Origin of the sequence: Kurthia gibsonii (assembly GCF_006539985.1) — a bacterium.
In the GTDB taxonomy this organism is placed as follows: Bacteria; Bacillota; Bacilli; order Bacillales_A; family Planococcaceae; genus Kurthia; species Kurthia gibsonii.
The window spans coordinates 1-3,889 of sequence record NZ_BJOB01000086.1 but is presented as its reverse complement, the minus strand read 5'-3'; the positions used below and the strand labels follow the sequence as shown (position 1 = coordinate 3,889).

Here is a 3,889-nt window from a genome sequence, read left to right as displayed (position 1 = left end):
AAAATATACAGGGGTTCATCAATTTAACTATAATTTAAAGACAGATTTAATACCAACTTTACAAAAAGATGGATCGATTCAGTTTCTAACTGACGAAGAGAAATCGAAACCAGTATTTACATTACCAAAGCCGATGATGATGGATTCAAACATCAATGAAGCGAAAGGTGAAGGGGTTTATTCAGATCAAGCGCGTTATATTTTAAAGAAAAATGAAAAAAATAGCTATAGTTTGACTTTAGATGTAGATGAAGAATGGCTAAAATCAGAAAAGCGTGTATATCCGATTTATATTGATCCATCTGTTACAACAATAGAAGCACTTGGTGATACATATGTATCTAGTAAATATCCAACAGCTAATTTTAATAAACAATGGGATCCTGTACAAGGAGAATATATTTTACAAACTGGTTATTATGACAGTACATCTGGAACTAACTATCCTTTTATTAAGTTTAGTGTAGTAGGTGATTTAAAAGGTGCTACAATTGATAGTGCTGATTTACAAGCTTATGTGACACACGCTTATTATGCGGGGACTAAGAATGGATTATGGGTAGACGAAGTAAAAGGTTCTTGGGGAGCAAACGAACTGACTTGGAACAATAAACCATCTTCTACAAAAATCGGTTCAACATCTGTTGGGCGTGACGAATGGGCACATTTTGATGTTACAAATACGGTTCAAGCATGGGTTTCAGGAGAAAGACCAAATTATGGTTTTAAGTTCCACACAAATGGTAACGGGAAAACATATTGGAAAAAAATCACTGCTGCTGAAAGTACAAAAAAAGCAAAGATTGTTGTAAAGTATCACTACGAGAAAATGCCTACACCTACAATGACAACAACTGTAGATGATATTGTGGCTAAAACAGGTTTTATTAATGTGAAATGGAAATCTGTCTACGGAGCATCAAGTTATAAATTGCAGATGTTTGATGGTTATCGTTATGAAACAGTTTATACAGGAAATAATTTAACGTGGACATCAAAAGGGAAAAAAATGTTCCCTAAAAAGCCTTATACATCAGCATCTCGTTATAGTTTAGATGGTAAAGGAACTGAATTACTTGTAGATCCATCTGAATTTTACTCGGCTAACTTGGGAAGTACAACAACAACTAAAAATTACAAATTCAGAGTAGTCCCTGTCTATCCAACGGGAGACGGTCCTAGTTCAGAAATTATTTATAAAGCACTATCGTTACCAGCAGGTGAGCCAGATGCACCTACCATTTCAATAGGAACTTATCCAGAAACTGATAAAATCAATAGTGGACGCGGTTGGTTAGATATTAAATGGAAGAAAGTGGCTAATGCAACAGGATATAAAGTACGCATTTGGAATGGAACAACTTATAAAAATTATACAGTAGGAAAAGACACTTTTTCTATTAGTACAAAAGGTAAGAAAATATGGCCAACAGATGCACAAATACAAGCGGGTAAGACGGATTTACAAGACATTATATTAGATAATGAGTCTAGTATTGGTAAAGGTGCAGAGTTACCGATAGATCCTAGTAACACATATGGTAGTAGTTCAACTAGATACAGTGTTCGTATTATTGCGATGTCGGCTGCAGGGGATTCACCTTCTTCGGATGTAAGTTACGCGTATATGAAACTATATGCACCAAAAGATGTAAAAGTAAAAGCAAATAATGATAATCTTGTGAAAAATAAAACAAGTTTAACCGTTGATTGGACAGCTTCAAAAGGTGCAAGATACTATGAAATTCAATTGGACGATGGTAAAACAGCGGAAAAAATAAAAGTAAAAAATGTTACTACATTTACTTCGAAGCCTGTATATGAACTCACTAAAAAATATACAGTAACCGTAAAAGCATTTTTTGAAGATGATGCGACTGCACCTGAAACAGAGGAAGATAAACTGACAGGTCAACGTGGATTAAGTGAAGCATCGAATAGCGCAGTAGTAAAACCTGCACTATATGAGGATTTACTCGGTTTAGAAGATTATTTCACATATGATGAAAGTACATTTGGTAATGCAACAGCAGCAGTAAACGTAACAGCTGGAAATATGGTTTTACAATTTACAGATGAGTCGCTTTATACTCGAAGTGACTTAGGATATGCCTTTACTCGTACGTATAATTCTCGCTCAACTACATCTTCTGTTTTAGGAAAAGGATGGACATTCGTAGGGAATGAAACCTTGACAGAAGCTGGTGAAAAGAATGTTTATTATACAGATAAAGATGGAACGGTCCACCTATTTGAGAAATCAGGAGATACGTTCATTTCACCAAAAGGTTTATTTGAAAAATTAGAAAAAAGCGGTTCAACATATACCATGACAGATAAAAATGGTTTTGTTCAAACCTACCAAGAAAGTTCGAAAACAGGTACGTATGCAATTGCTTCTTATACAGACGAATACGGCAATGAAATTAGCTTTAAAAGAAATGAAAAAGGGCAAGTCACGGAAGTAGCGGAAACAAAAGGAACAAGTAATCAAGAGAACATCAAAATTTCATATGTAGATGATCATATTAGTCAAGTTCAGTATGGCAATCATTGGACAAAATATAGTTATACAAATGATCAATTGACACAAACAATCATCGGTAGTGATAAGTCAACACGCACAATAGTTGAAAACTTTATGTATGATGCCAATGGACAGCTAACGAAGTATGTAGATGGTCAAAAAAATGAAACAACGTTTAAATACAATACAAATGAATTAATTATTTTTGATAAACAAGCTAGAGATGCAGAATTATCTGTGACGAATACGTATCAATTTGATGCAAAAAACAATGAGTATAAATCTATTGATTCTAGTGATAATGAAACTGTTTATAAACGTGATGAAAAGAACAATACGTATGCAGTTGTGGAAGAAAATGCGCCTGGAGATGATGAGCAAAAAACAACGTCATTCTACACGTATGATGAACAGTACAACTTGTTAGAAACCATCAACCCAGATGCTTCAACAGAAAAAAATACGTATGATCCGCAAGGAAATCTTCTGACATCAACCACAAAAGAAGGAACAGTAACCAATACGTACAATAATCGAAATCAATTAACATCAGCAAAAGATGTGAATGGTGAAGAAACGACTTACACATATGATGGACCTTCACTTATTCGTTCAAAAGTAAAAGACGAAGAAACAACGTATGTTTATGATACCTATGGGCGTGTCACAAAAACAACGTATGCCAATGGGACATTTGAACAAGTCGATTATGATGATGAGCAACGTCAAGTAACTTCGACAGATAAAAAAGGGAATACGACTTCTGTAGTATATTCTATTTATGGACAAAAGGTGAAAGAAACAGATGCAGATGGACATACGAAATCCTATACGTATGATCCAATGTATCCTTCAACAATCCTTTCTGTAACAGATGGAAATGGACATAAAACAGCGTATCAATATGATAATAACAATAACTTAACAACATTAACGGATGCATTAAACCGTCAAAAAACATACACGTATAACGATAACGACCAAGTAACAACCGTCACCATGCCGAATATGAAGTTCTCATATGAGTATGATAAAAATGGTGAAATGAGTCAGTCTGAATTACCTTCAGGTGTTAAAACAAGGTACACATATAATAGTGATGGCCAATTAGCACAGGTACAGAATGGCGATGAAGCGATTGATTATACGTATGATGAAAATGGCAATACAACGTCTATTTTACGTGATACGAAAACACTCAAAACGTATGGTTATACAGCTGAAACTAATTTACTTGCGAACTATACACTGGGCTTATTCAAGCAAGATTATGGTTACGATGAGAAAGAACGCAACAACGCAGTGACAACTGCGTATGGAGAAGATTTTAAAGTAAAAGAAGCGACAACATATAAAGAAAAT

General features: G+C 34.6%; 1 protein-coding gene. It reads left to right on the top strand.

What is annotated here, in order from left to right:
• A partial coding sequence (locus KGI01_RS13450) for a DNRLRE domain-containing protein (protein ID WP_141275103.1) occupies positions 1–3,889 on the top strand: 3,889 nt, incomplete at both ends.